The organism is Micromonospora craniellae, from assembly GCF_014764405.1.
In the GTDB taxonomy this organism is placed as follows: Bacteria; Actinomycetota; Actinomycetes; order Mycobacteriales; family Micromonosporaceae; genus Micromonospora; species Micromonospora craniellae.
In genome coordinates this window covers 2,815,045-2,827,350 of sequence record NZ_CP061725.1, presented here as the reverse complement: position 1 = coordinate 2,827,350, position 12,306 = coordinate 2,815,045, and the positions used below count along the sequence as shown (strand labels likewise).

Genomic DNA, 12,306 nt, shown 5'->3' with positions numbered 1-12,306 from the left:
ACGGTGCGGAGCGCTGAGCGCCTGCACGCCGGCGCTACGCGTTACGCAGAGCCTGCTTGGCGAACCTCACACGAGCCTCGATCTGCGTCCATAAGGTCTCCGCGGTGGCCGTCGAGATCGGCTCGTCGTATCCGACGGTCTGGTCGGCATTGACCCAGGTGACGACCATCCAGCCAGCGTCGTAGACCTTCTGCGAGATGAACCGCTCGATGGCGGTCGCGTACTGCTTCGCATAAGTCATGTCCTGGAACGCGGGGTCGATCGCCTGCACGCGCAACTGCCTCGGTGGAACCGGCTTGATCGGCACGCCGCTCTCGCAGTCGCGGTTGACCGTCATGCACCAGGCGGACCAGACGCCGAGCGTGCCGAAGGCTTTGGTCATCTCCTGGACGGTCTTGGCGTCGACGGAGCTGCCGATGGCCTCCTCAATGCGGTTGTTCGCGTTGTTGCCCGGGCTCGACGCCTGCGACTTCAGCTCGACGACGCCGACCAGGTGGCCCTTGTGCATCGCCACGACGTCCCAGTTCTTCGACCGGCGGAAGTAGCCGGGGACGACGCTGTCGATTGTCACCTCGTGCTCGGGGAGCCCTGCGTCGATGAACATCTGTTGGACGAACGCCGAGATGCTCTGCATGTGCCTGGCGTTGCGGGCCTGGGCCCCGGTGTCCGACTTTCCGTCGGCGGCGAGCTTGGCGACGGCGGCATTCTTCGCCTTCCACCAGTTCTCCAGCAACGGCTGCACATCACGGGCCATGGGTCAGAGTCCTTCGGTGAGCTCGTAGCTGGAGAGGTCGATGTCGTAGGCCTTGGCCGCGGCCACCGTGGCCGCAAGGATGTCGCGTCTGCAGAACGCGTCACGGAGCGCCTCGGCGATGTCACCAGGGATCGCGTCGGGTGCCGGCACGCGAATCTGCTTGAGGTACTGCGCCTGGAACCGGAGGGTTCCCCCGCGCATCCGCACGCAGTAGGCCTCGATGAACGCCTGCGCGATTCGGGAGAGCAGTAACCCTCCGAGCACCTCCATGTCCCAGGCGTCGGAGACGACGTAGTAGAGGTTGTGGTGCGGGTAGTGACCGCCGGCCTCCAGGACGGGATGGATGCTGGTCTTCATGTCCTGGATCAGCAGCTTCGGCCTGTCCGTGACAGCGGCGTTCACCTTGTCGATGGTCCGATACCAGGATCCCGGTGCCTTCTTGGCGACGAAGCGGTCCTTCAGGCCCGGGTGCTTCCGGAGGTACGCAGCCATCCGGGGGTAGTCGGCGAGGTCGACCAGCCGGCCGTCGGCGTCCCACGGGTTCACCAGGTAGTTGCCCTGCCACGCGAATGAGCCGGTCATCAGGTCCTGTCGCATCGAGAGCGGGAGCATCCGATCCGGCTCGACGGCGTCGTGATCCTTGGTGACGTACGCCTTGTCCGCGCCGGTCGCTATCCCTATAGACACCCTGGTACCGGTAGCTGGGTCATGGAGCGGGCCGAACCGGTCGTTGAGTAGCTCGATAAGGGCGAGTCTGGCCGGGGACCCGGTCGGCCAGAAGGATCCGCTGTTGAACCAGTGCGGCAGTCGGTGCGCCTTGACACCGGCGTCAAGAAAGTCGTGAAACCTACTGTCCGAGGCGGCCTTCACGAGCGCGAACGCCTGCGCCGCACCGAAATCCGCGGTCGTATCCGCGACGACCGCAGGGCCCTGCGGTCGGTTCGCGAGGACGGTGATCGCCGGGTAGGCGGACACCTGGGCCTCGAACGCATCGACGTCGTGCATCGTCCAGATGTGCTCGACCGAGTACCGAGCCGCGACGAGCTCACGTAGCGTAGCGCCGTACTGGTTCCGCATCCACCTGTCGGCGCAGATGAAGCCGAGGCGGCCCTCCGGCTTGAGCATGGCGAGGCAGCGTTCGATGAACCCGACGTAGATGTCCCCACGGCCGCGCATCGTTGACCAGGTCCGGCGGTACGCGGCGGCGGTCACGTCGTCGAGGTCGTCGTAACGGATGTAGGGCGGGTTGCCGATCGCGACATCGGCCTCGCGGCCCCCCAAATTGTCGAGCAGGAAGTCAGCGTGCCGGACCCAGGTCGCGGCCAGCGACGTCGCGGTCGCCTGTGCTGCGCCCGCGGCAACGAGGAGATCCCGGCACAGAGCCCGCGACGTACGAACGTGCTCGGGCTGGAGGTCGTAGGCACGGATCGCATCAGCCAGCGTCGCGAGGTCCCGCCCAAGGGAGCTTGCGGAGGCGATCAGACGCTCGACGGCGGGCCCGAGAAATGCCCCCGAGCCACAGGACGGTTCGATGAGGTAGAGGCAGCCGAGGTCGCGATCAACCGTGTAGCCCGTAAGGTCGAGCAGCACCTCGACGACCCATCGCCTGGTGAACACCTCGCCGTAACTCACTGGGGAGACCGCGTCGCGCTCCAGAAACACCTGCTCGACTGCGCTCACTGCCACCCTCTGCTCGCCCGATTCATCACTTCAGCTCGTAGACGAGCGGATGATCTCAGGTTACCCAGAGGGGCTGACATCGATGGGGAGGGCCATACGTGTCGGAGGTCGTCGTGTCCCGGAGCGTGATCCGCAACGGCTGCGGATCGCTCCCGGTGCCAGACCAAGGGCCGCGAAGCTGGCGCCACCGTCGTCGGCCTGCACGGCAGTGACTTCTATGGACCGGAACGTTACGAGCCATTCGAAACCCGTGCAGCAGACCCGGGCCAACTACGTCACGGACACCCTGGGATCACCTCGCCCGCTGCCGCACCAGCGGACGACGGGGCATCGCCCACGACACCGGCACCCTCCGAGCAACCCGGTCCGCGCGCAGCCTCCTGGCCGCACGACTTCCCGCTTGGACAACCCACCTCGGCCAACCTCGCTAAAGACTTCGCCACCGCGGCAACCTGGGCCGCCGGTTGGCGCGCGTGGAGCGCGGCGCACGACACACCACTGCGCACCCGCACCCGGCGCGTCCACAACACCGACCAGGAACTCCCCACCCACCTCGTCGTCGCCGATCCCGACCATGGCGCCCGACTCTGCGCCCGGCACTGGCCGCAACGGTTGGAACGCGCACGCCGACGGGCCACATTGCTCGCCGAACGCTTCCCTCACCTCGCCGAAGCCGGATCACTCACCCGACGCTCACCGCGGTCGACGAGCTGAGCGAGACGGACTTCGAGCTGCTCTGCCGAGCCGGAACGTGGTTCGCCGAGCACAAGGCACCCGGCCTCACCCCCAGACAGGTGCCGATCGAAGGGCTACACGCCAAGTGGCTCAATCACCGGCTCGAGTTGGTACGCCGCCTATCAGCCCGAGACGACCTGGGACTCCTGCCACCACACCCACCCCGAGTGCATTTCACCTACCTCGACCCCGCCCACCTCGCCGCAGGCGGACGCCGACATGACTCCGTCACCATCGGCGACCGAGCGCAACCGGTGTACCAGCCACGAGTCGTCATCATCTCCGAGAACAAGGACACCGCCATCCACTTCCCCGCGCTCGACGGCGCCGTCAGCGTCGAGGGCGTCGGTCGCGGAGGGCGAACGATCGCCGCCCTACTACGGCAGCCGCCATTTGCTAGTTGAGGGTGTGGTCGCGGTTGAGGCGGGTGCGTTGGTGGTGCCAGCGGGCGCGGGCTTGGTGGCGGCGTCGCCAGGTGAGCCAGTCGATGGCGTGGTCGGGTGGTGGTGGGTGGTGCAGGGCGTCGGCGAGGAGTCGTCCGATCTCGGGCACGGTCAGTGGGATCAGTCCGGGCTCGGCCGGTGGCGGCTGGTCGGGTGTGGTCGGTGGGGGCGCCTGGCTGTCGGTGCGGTGGCGTAACTGCGCGGCGGTGACCGCGCAGACCGCGAGGGCGGCCATGACCAGCACGGTGTGCCGGGCGATCGCTGTGTGCAGGCGGGCCTGGCACTGGTCCAGGCCGAAGTGGTCCTTGCCGGACTCGAAGCATTCCTCGACGGGCCACCGCAGGCCGGCGGCGCGGACCAGCCGCGACACGACCGCCGGCTGTCCCTCGGGCACGAAGCAGTAGTGGAACGCCAGTTCACCGGTGGCCAGGTGCCGGCGGACGAGGAGATGGCGCCGGGGTGAGGCGGTGCCGATCCACGCCCACGCGTACCAGCGGTGTCCCTTCGACCCCGTGCCGGCCGAGCGGACCTGCCAGCCCCGACCGGCCCCACCGACCAGCAGGCCGACGGCTTGCGCGCAGGTCAGCCGGTCACCGGACGGCGTCTGGATCATGAACGTGGAGGCGACCCGCAGCACGTACGCCTGCCCACGTTGTTCGAGGAACTCCCTCAGGTCGGTGCAGTTGCCGTACACCTCGTCACCGCAGATCACGTCGAAGGTCAGGCCGTCGGCGTACGCCTGGGTGCACAGGTCGATCGCGAGTTGCCCCTTCGTCCGGAACCCCAGCCCCGAGGGCAGCCCGGTGCGGGCGGCGGTGTCCGGGTCGCCGACCTGCTCGGCGGGGATCCACTGCCGGGCGGCGATCAGGGCATGGCCGGTCCCCTCCCGCACATACGCCAGGTGCACGGTGTTGACGCCGTTGGCGACCCGACCGGCGCAGCCCATGTACTGCCGTTTCACCCCGGCCGTCGCCGTACCCTGCTTCGGCTGTCCGGTCTCGTCCAACGCCCCGACCACCAGCCCACGCCGCCGCCGGACGGCCGCCGCGGTGTCCAACCCGGCGGCCACGAACCGCCGCACCTCGCCGGCCACGCCCTCGGTGTCCCACACCGCCCGGTTCAACAACCGCTGCGTCCGGTCCGGCGTGACATCCCCGACATGCTCGGCGATGGTCCACCCGTTGCGTTTCGGCATCCTGCTGACCAGCGCCGAGATGTACCGGCCCGCGTGCCGCCACGTCCGCGTCTGGACGAAACACGACCGCACCCGTTCCAACAGCTTGCCCTGCGCGCGCACCGCCCGGTCAGCCGCTACCCTGGCAGCAGCAGCCGCCTTCGATCTTGTCGTTCTCACAAACACATGATCAACAGGCGGCTGCGTCCACGTTGCACCACCCCTGCCCACGCGTCCTACCTGGTCAAAGCCCTAATGGCGGCTGCCGTATTAGGTCGCCTTGTCTACTTCGGCGGGAGTCCTTGTTCTGGAAGCGCTGCGGGTGCGTGTCGAACAGCCTTGACACCGAAACTCGGCACGTCGCATGTCCCGATCGCACCAACGTCAACTGTGGGTAGCTCGTGTTTAGAGAGGTGTAGACCGGGCGCGATCTGCCACCTCAACACCGAGGGTGACCGCCGTTCACTCGTCTGGCGAGCTACACGACCGTCAAAGAGTGGGCGGCGTGTCGATTCTTCGTGTCGACGGTGTTCGACCGTCCCGGATTCCGTCATAACTGATTCGACGACATCGACTGCTGCGGCGTTGACGGCCCGGTGACGACAGGTGGCCCGACATCTGTGGAGTCGGCCTGACCGCAGCTCGGTGACGCGATTCCTCGTTCGCGTCACCGGCTTATAGGGGAGGCGGGATGCGAATCCGAACAGCCGTGGGCCGGACGGCACCGGCCCAGGCCGTGGTCGCCTCAGACGGAGGCGCCGCGGGTTCGGATTACCGCCCGGTCCGCCCTGGGGCTCGCAGAACGGCGGTGATCATCCGTTGGTGTGTGAGCCCCGGGGCGATGCCGGACCACCTGTCACACCCTCTCGACGACGAAGGAGTACCCGCCGTGCAATCCGTTCGTACACGCCATCGCCCTCTGTTCATGTTTCGGAGACCAGATGGACCGGGGTTGTCGGGGCGGCAGGTCGTCGTGCCCCGCACCCCGACGGTCGGAGGAACGGGATCGAGTGAGGAGGTGTGGGGGTGGGCGGTGCGTCGGGAGTGGCGTGACGGTCGCCACGACCTGTTCGGGTTCACGGCCGACCGGCACATGGCCGACCGTGCCGTGGCCCGTGACCGGGGCTTCTGGCGTGTTGGGCCGGTGCGGCCGGCGGCGGTGTATGTGGTGGCGGCCAACGCATCTGCGGTGGTCGGGCATCCGGTGTCCGGCTGCTGTGACTCGTCGTGCCCTGACTCCCCGGAGCGGGGTGAGGTGCGGTGACGGCGGGAGTGCAGGTGGCGTTGGCGCGTCGGACGGTGACGCCGTTTGGGTTGTGGGTGTTCGGGGCGCAGGCGTCGGCGCCGTTGGTTGTTCTGGTCGGTGGTATCCCCGCGATCTACGTGACCACAGGCGTCACCGCGTTGCCGCTGACGTATGTGCTGGTCGCGGGTGTGGTGGCGGTGTTGGCGGTGGGTTACACGGCGATGGCGCGTCAGGTGGGGCATCCGGCGGCCTATTACGGGATTCTCGCCCGTGGGTTGGGTCGTGGTTGGGGTGTGGCTGGGGGCATGGTCGCGCTGGTGGCCTACAACGCGATCCAGATCAGTCTGTACGGGCTGCTCGGCGCAACGCTGGCGGCTCAGGTCGGTGGGGCGTGGTGGGTGTGGGCGGGCATCGCCCTGGTGGGGGTCGCGGCGTTCGGTCGCGCGCCGATCGTTCGGTCGACGTGGCTGCTGGCGGTCGTGCTGGTGGTGTCGCTGCTGCTCGTCGCGATGTTCGTGTTGGCCGGTGTGGGGCAGGCGTCGGCCGGTGACGTGTGGGCGGGTTTCGACATCTCGGGGTTGATGGTCGGTGGTATCGGCGGGGCGGTGGCGTTCTGCGTGGCCTCGCTGATGGGTGTCGACACGCCGGGGTCGTTCGTGGAGGAGGCCGTCGACCGGCGGTCGGTCGGTCGGGCCTCGGTCGTCGGCGCGCTCGTCCTGGGTGGGGTGTATGCGGTGGCGGCGTGGGCGATGGGCGTGGCGGTTGGCCCCGCCGTCGTCGGTGAGATGGCTGCGGCGGACGGCGATCTGCCGTTCACGATCCTGAGCCGGGCTGGTAGCTCGGTGGCGGCGCTGGCGGGGGTGATGCTGCTCCTGGCGATTCTCACCGCGAAGCTGTCCTTCCACGCTGTGGTCGCGCGGTATGTGTTCGCGATGGCGCGGGAGGGTGTGTTGCCGGCTCGGCTCGCGGGGGCCGAGGGCGGCACGCGGGTCAGTGCGCCGCGTGGCGGCTCGCTGACGCAGTCGGTCGTCGCCGGTGTGGTGGTGGCGGGGTTCGCGGTGGCTGGCGCCGATCCGGTGGGTCAGATGTTCACCTGGTGCTCGACGTTGGGTGCGCTGGGTTTGCTGAGCCTGTTGCTGGCCGCGTCGCTGGCCGCGCTGCTCGCCCCACCTGAGGTGCGGGGTGAGCGGGGCGGCGTGTGGGAGTGGCGGATCGCTCCGGTGCTGGGCCTGATCGCGGGGACGGTGGTGCTGGCCGCGATGGTTCTCAACGTCGGGAGTCTGCTGGGGGCTGCGCCCGGATCCCCGTTTCCGTTGCTGTTGCCCACGATCATCATCGCCGCCGCGGTCGTGGGTGGGATGTGGGCCCAGTACGTGCGGCAGTCCCGGCCGGAGGTCTACGCCGGGATCGGTGACGGTACTCCGCAGCCGAACGCGGTGCCCGATGCCGTCCACATCTCGATCTGACGGGCCGATGATGATGACTCACGCGCGACGACCTCCCGGCCGCCCGGTCGACCCCGTGCATTCCGGCTGGAGCCCGGAGCACCGCCAGGTGCCCTCGCCCGCCGCGCACCGGCCGCCCGCCGACCACCGACCCCGGCCCGACCACGGACCGCCACCCGCACCTGGATACGGACCGCCACCCGCACCTGGCTACGGGCCACAGCCCGCACCTGGGTACGGACCGCCGCCTGGGCCTGGGTACGGGCCACCGTCGGTCGCGTACGAACGTCTTGCGGAACCTCCGCCACAGACGCCTGAGCCTCCGCCGGAGCCGCCTCAGCCTGCGGCGGAGCCGTCGACTGCGGCAGCCGGAGAGTCGGAGAGCGGCTCGGCGGGTGAGTCGGACGCCGACCGCCGTTGGTGGATGGAGCTGCGGCACCAGGTGCTCTACCGGTGTAAGGGTTTGAATGGGGGGCATCTGCTCGCCGCTGATGAGCGGTACGGGACGCGGGAGGCCCTCGGCCCGCACGCGGTGATGCTGTTCTTCGCCGCGCCGCCGTCGACGGAGCCTCAGGGATTCCGGTTGCACACCGCCTACCGGATGTTCCTAGCGGCTCCCGAGTCGGAGAACGTCGTAGCGCTGCTGGCGGACCTGACTGCCATCGCTTTGGACAACATCGCCCATGGCAGGGTGCGGGGACGGTGGTGGCATCCGTTGGGTCCGGAGCGGTCGATGGTCAACGGCGGTGACATGACCCTGCCGGGCGACGCGGTCTACGTCGGTGTCGGGGTGAGCACCCTCGACTCCGTCGACGGGTCGTGGCAGCAGCTCGCCCGCACGCTGCGCAGCCCGTCCGGGACCGGCTCGGTCAGGTCGGCGTTCGACTTGAAGAGCGAGTGCTATGCGCTGCTGGTCGACGGCACGGCCATCAAGGTCGATCGTGACCCGCACGCCCGCGTCGGCAGCTCGGGCGTGCGCAGCAGCAAGCCCCTGGAAGCGCGTTGGGATCGGCACTGGCACAACCCGCACCACGACCTCACCGCGCAGGGCGACGCCGACACCCGGCAGGTGTGGCACCACCTCGACACCCTGCACGAGGTCCTGACGGCCCACCTGCACCGGAAGCGTTCACAGTGACGTCCACTTAGTGTGCCCCGCCAGCTGCGAGCGTCCGCGGACTCGGCGCGAACGTGCCGCCAAGCGGAGGCGCCGAGGAGAGACACCTTCAGGGCGCCTGCCGTCGCTGATGGACGCGGAGAGCCCACTCCGTACGATCGTTTCAACGATGGCAGTGACCAGCAGCAGGAGCCGAACGTGGGTCTGAGTGATCAGGGCGCCGTGGAAGAGCTAGACGAGTAGTTCCGATGTCAGGGGTCGATGTCTGGGCATGAAGAGAGGGCATCCAAGATCGTGTTGTGACGCAAGACTTGGACACCCTCTTGACCGCACTGTACGTGAAGATCGACGACAGTATCCGGACGCCCCGGTGGCGTGGCAGGCCACCGCTGCTGACCGACTCCGAGCTGGTCTGCCTGGCCGTGGCGCAGGTACTGCTCGGCGCCCGCTCGGAGGCGCACTGGATTCGCTACGCCCGCATCCACCTGGCCGGCATGTTCCCGTACCTGCCCCAGCGGCCGGGCTACAACAAGCGGCTCCGCGCCGCCCTGCCGCTGGTCAAGAAGGTGATCCGGGACCTGGCCCGCGACAGTGACTTCTGGTTCGACAACCACTGGATCGTCGACTCCACCCCGATCCCGTGCGGCATGTCCCGCCCGACGGTGCAACGCTCGGACCTGGCCGGTTGGGCCGGGTACGGCTACTGCGCCTCGCACTCCCGGTTCTTCTGGGGGCTACGGCTGTACCTGGTGTGTACCCCGACCGGGATGCCGATCCTGTGGGCCCTGGCCAACCCGAAGATCGGCGAGCGGGAAGTCCTGGCCGCGATGCTGGAGGTCGAGGCCGGTGTGGTCGCCGAACACCAGGGCATCCTGCTGATCTCGGACAAGGGCTTCGCGTCCAAGACGTTCGAGAGGGACCTGGCCGTGCAGGGCATCGAACTGCTGCGTCCGTCACGCAAGCGGGAGAAGGCCCGCTACGGCGAGCCCATGTTGAAGAAGGTCCGACAGTTGATCGAGTCGGTCAATGACACCCTCAAAGGCCAACTCGACCTGGAACAACACGGCGGACGAACCTTCACCGGGGTCGCCGTACGAGTGGCCCAGCGTCTCCTGGCCATGGCAGCCGCGATCTGGCACAACAACAAGACCGGCGCGCCCGTCACCCGGTCACTGATCGCCTACGACCACTGACCGGAATTCGGAACAACTCGTCTAGCCTTACGGGATGCCGCGCCTCCCCCGGCCGCTTACGGTCAGTATCGTCATAGCGTAACTGGATAGGTGCTGGAACATCGGGTATGCGTGTACGCCGATTTGCTCAGGTGGTGGCGGGGATCCAGGGGTTTCCGGTGACGGCTTGGATCAGGGCGTCGAGCATGTTGTTGCCTTGGCGGATGGCGGTGGCGGTGTAGCTGCGGATGGCGGCGAAGTGTTCGGCGCCGGTCATGGTGCGCATGCTTCCGGAGACCTTGATCCGTAGTTTCGGCATACGGATGGTCTGTTCGGCGGCGTTGTTGTCGAAGGGGACGGCCGGGTCGGTGACGAATCGTAGGTAGTCGTCGCGGCGGTCGCGGAGCCGGACGAACAGGGCGTGGTGTTTGCGCTGGAGTTTGCCGTCGCGGCCGGCGGTGGCCTGCGCGCCGAGCACGACGGCGGAGCGCAGCAGGTGCTGCTGCTCGCGTAGGGCGTCCGGGTTCGCTGTGTCCTGCCCGGTGTGGGCGTCGTCGGCCAGGCGGTTGAGCCGGCGCAGCGCGTTGATGGCTTGGGTGGCGAGGTCGGCGGTGGGGCCGGTGGCGGTGTCGGTGACGTAGGCCAGTTCACGCAGCACGTGGGCGTTGCACAGGGCGTGGTTGGCGCTGGTGTAGGTGTCGTATGGCGCCCACGCGTCGTGCACGGCGACACCGGTGAAGCCGGGCAGGACACCGGCGTCGTCAATGGCGGCGGTGCCGCGTCTGCGGTGCGCCGTGAGGAGCACGTCGGTGCCGGTGGACGCGGAGTGCAGCCAGGCCAGACGGCCTTCGACGCGCATCCCGGTCTCGTCGAAGTGCACGACCGGCGCCTGCCGGATCCGGTCGCGGATCACCGGCAGCACCTGCTCGATGATGCCGAGGGCGGTGCGTTTGACCCAGGCGGTGACCGTGGCCGCCGCGACCGGCAGGCCGAACAGGTCCCGCAGCGCGTCGGCGGTACGGCCGATCGACAGGAACTGCCCGTGCAGCAGGTAGACCCCGATCGCGGCGATCCGCGGCCCGTACACGGCAGGCGCGGTGGCCTCGGCGGGCCCGATGCCGGTGGTGCGATGTCCACACGGGCAGGCGAGGGTGACGATCTGATGCTCGGTCACCACGACCGTCGGTTCCGGAATGTCGAACACCTGCCGCCGGGTCACGGACACTTCGGCCGCGCCGGCCAGATCGTTGTCGCAGCCCGCGCACACCTCGGGGGTGTGCCGCACGATGACGTCGGGGTCGGCGACCTGCTCCAGAGTGGTGCCGGGCTGCCCGGCCGGGCGCCCCGGCCCCCGCCCGGACCTACCGCGCAAAGATTTGGGTGCCGGCTTGGCCAGCCCGTCCGTCGACGGCGGTTTCGAGGAGTTCTTCGACGACTGCTTCAGCTGGGCTTCCAGATCAGCGATCCGGCACTTCGCCGTACTGAGGTCAGCCTCCAGCTCCGCGATCCGCCCGAGCGCCTGATCCAACCGGGCGAACAGGTCCGCGTTCAGCGCAAGCAGCTGCTCATACGACGGCTGCGAAGGATCGGCGGGCACGAACGGTCAACGACCCACCCCGGCCAAACACCTCTGAAAGATCAACGACACCTATCCAGTTACCTCCGCCGTTCCCCTTGCGCCAGTAGCTAGAGGGAACACAGTTCTGCACGTTGTACGGATCGCTTGTGTTGTACTCAAGGTTCAGGTCGCCGGACGCGATTACCGGAACGCTGGCTGGCTGGTTGTACGTTGACTTGAACTGGGGAATCCTCGTGTTCATGAGCTCATTGCACTGCGCCATCGCTACCGACTTCGAACGGGACTCAAGATGGGTTACGCAGCCGATAAAGCTACTGAATCGCGCGCACCCGTAGCTTCGGGCTTCGCCCGATCCGAACTGCGCACTGTAATTTCCCCCCTGCCAGGTGTAGGCGTAGTTGTTGTCTACGAAGATTCCACTGCCGTAGCTTCCCCGGCCACCTGTGCACTGAATGATGTTTCCAGAAGAGTTCCTGATCGGGACGAAATAGGTGGCAGGATAGTCGGGATAGATGTCTCCCACTCCGCCATATGCGAGGGTGTATAGGTCCGGCTCGCAGATTTCGCTGACGAACACAGCGTTGGGCCGCTCGGTCGCGATCAAGTAGGTGGCGCTGCTGAGCGAATGCCCGTTCGAGTAACAAGCGGCAAGCCCACTATTGCAAAGGTTCATCTGGAGAACGTGAAACTCGGAGGCAGCGCCTTCTTTCGACGCCGAGTTGGCGGAGGTCTCGACCACGGCCGTTTCATGATCGATAGTGGCGGGGAGTGACGATGTGTTTGGTGGCGTGTCGGATATGGACGAAGCTCCGTTGAGACCAGGTCCTCTCACAGATCTGGTTCAAACGGAGCTTCGTCGTGCCGCAGTCTGCCACCCTCATCACCGATCCGTCGCCTGCGCCGCTGTCCGGGGACGTCTCGTTCACGCCCCCCAGGTTTGTCATTGGTAGTCGGAACCGTC

At 67.7% G+C, this 12,306-nt stretch carries 11 protein-coding genes and 1 pseudogene; 7 read left to right on the top strand and 5 right to left on the bottom strand.

Annotated features, from left to right (window positions below):
• Window positions 1-34: 34 nt before the first annotated feature.
• Both ID554_RS12550 and ID554_RS12545 read right to left on the bottom strand, forming a co-directional pair.
• The gene (locus ID554_RS12550; protein WP_223884567.1) at window positions 35-742 is read right to left on the bottom strand and encodes a PaeR7I family type II restriction endonuclease; all 708 of its coding nucleotides are present in this window, start codon (window positions 740-742) and stop codon (window positions 35-37) included.
• A 15-nt stretch (window positions 743-757) separates the two neighbouring features.
• Window positions 758-2,434 carry an Eco57I restriction-modification methylase domain-containing protein gene (locus ID554_RS12545; protein ID WP_117231339.1) on the bottom strand — a complete coding sequence of 559 codons (1,677 nt, stop codon included), beginning with the start codon at window positions 2,432-2,434 and terminating at the stop codon, window positions 758-760.
• 198 nt (window positions 2,435-2,632) lie between these two features.
• On the opposite strand from ID554_RS12545, the gene ID554_RS33040 reads away from it, so the two are divergent.
• From ID554_RS33040 to ID554_RS31605, 3 genes and pseudogenes are all read left to right on the top strand, one after another.
• Window positions 2,633-3,148 carry a DUF3322 domain-containing protein gene (locus ID554_RS33040; RefSeq protein WP_117231340.1) on the top strand — a complete coding sequence of 172 codons (516 nt, stop codon included), beginning with the start codon at window positions 2,633-2,635 and terminating at the stop codon, window positions 3,146-3,148.
• Window positions 3,034-3,279: pseudogene (locus ID554_RS33035) on the top strand (DUF3322 domain-containing protein); the annotation flags it as partial. The gene ID554_RS33040 and the pseudogene ID554_RS33035, both read left to right, overlap by 115 nt.
• Before the next feature lie 57 nt (window positions 3,280-3,336).
• Window positions 3,337-3,573 carry a DUF2220 domain-containing protein gene (locus ID554_RS31605; protein WP_223884566.1) on the top strand — a complete coding sequence of 79 codons (237 nt, stop codon included), beginning with the start codon at window positions 3,337-3,339 and terminating at the stop codon, window positions 3,571-3,573.
• Here ID554_RS31605 and ID554_RS12535 read toward each other — a convergent pair.
• Window positions 3,566-4,909: an IS701 family transposase gene (locus ID554_RS12535; protein ID WP_223884565.1), complete on the bottom strand. Its 1,344-nt coding sequence runs from the start codon at window positions 4,907-4,909 to the stop codon at window positions 3,566-3,568. The genes ID554_RS31605 and ID554_RS12535 overlap by 8 nt on opposite strands.
• A gap of 829 nt (window positions 4,910-5,738) precedes the next feature.
• Between ID554_RS12535 and ID554_RS12530 the strand changes: the two genes are divergently transcribed.
• The 4 genes from ID554_RS12530 (at window position 5,739) to ID554_RS12515 (ending at window position 9,787) form a co-directional block, all read left to right on the top strand.
• Window positions 5,739-6,050 carry a hypothetical protein gene (locus ID554_RS12530; protein ID WP_191088827.1) on the top strand — a complete coding sequence of 104 codons (312 nt, stop codon included), beginning with the start codon at window positions 5,739-5,741 and terminating at the stop codon, window positions 6,048-6,050.
• Window positions 6,047-7,498 carry an APC family permease gene (locus tag ID554_RS12525; RefSeq protein WP_223884564.1) on the top strand — a complete coding sequence of 484 codons (1,452 nt, stop codon included), beginning with the start codon at window positions 6,047-6,049 and terminating at the stop codon, window positions 7,496-7,498. Before ID554_RS12530 ends, ID554_RS12525 begins: the two co-directional genes overlap by 4 nt.
• A 403-nt stretch (window positions 7,499-7,901) precedes the next feature.
• Window positions 7,902-8,615: a hypothetical protein gene (locus tag ID554_RS12520; protein ID WP_223884662.1), complete on the top strand. Its 714-nt coding sequence runs from the start codon at window positions 7,902-7,904 to the stop codon at window positions 8,613-8,615.
• 278 nt (window positions 8,616-8,893) lie between these two features.
• The gene (locus ID554_RS12515) at window positions 8,894-9,787 is read left to right on the top strand and encodes an IS982 family transposase (protein ID WP_191088552.1); all 894 of its coding nucleotides are present in this window, start codon (window positions 8,894-8,896) and stop codon (window positions 9,785-9,787) included.
• Window positions 9,788-9,914: 127 nt separating this feature from the next.
• On the opposite strand, the gene tnpC is transcribed toward ID554_RS12515, so the two are convergent.
• Window positions 9,915-11,363, bottom strand: coding sequence for an IS66 family transposase (gene tnpC, locus ID554_RS12510; RefSeq protein WP_191088826.1), 1,449 nt, complete (start codon window positions 11,361-11,363; stop codon window positions 9,915-9,917).
• A complete protein-coding gene (locus ID554_RS12505; protein WP_147333639.1) occupies window positions 11,332-12,084 on the bottom strand; it encodes a hypothetical protein in 753 nt (250 codons plus the stop codon). Before ID554_RS12505 ends, tnpC begins: the two co-directional genes overlap by 32 nt.
• Window positions 12,085-12,306 lie beyond the last annotated feature (222 nt).

Coding starts and splice junctions, on each gene's coding strand:
- ID554_RS12520 (WP_223884662.1), top strand. CDS start 7,902: ATGGAGCTGCGGCACCAGGTGCTCTACCGGTGTAAGGGTTTGAATGGG.